At 44.1% G+C, this 247-nt stretch carries 1 protein-coding gene; it reads left to right on the plus strand.

Annotation, left to right across the window (positions count from 1 at the left end; all coding sequences use genetic code 11):
* Positions 1-29: 29 nt before the first annotated feature.
* A partial coding sequence (locus SB756_RS33745) for a polymorphic toxin type 24 domain-containing protein (protein ID WP_410913721.1) occupies positions 30-247 on the plus strand: 218 nt, incomplete at its 3' end.

Consider the following 247-nt stretch of genomic DNA (forward strand, 5'->3'; position numbering starts at 1 on the left):
GTCGAAATTTCATATTGGAAGGTGGTCCCGTGAATGGAGTGTTATATCGGGCTGATAATCAAGGGAACATAACTAGCTACGCTACTTATGATTCGGTGGGTATGGTGTTGAAAAGAGTCGATGTTACAGGTAAGTCTCATTTGTCTGTTCCGACGCCACATGTAATAGAGTATGGTAGGAATACACTTACTGATGGAACTGTTAGCGTGCAGTCACGATCCACGAAGTTAGCCCCAAGACCGATTAG

This window comes from Pseudomonas sp. SIMBA_068, from assembly GCF_046534705.1.
GTDB classification, from domain to species: domain Bacteria; phylum Pseudomonadota; class Gammaproteobacteria; order Pseudomonadales; family Pseudomonadaceae; genus Aquipseudomonas; species Aquipseudomonas putida.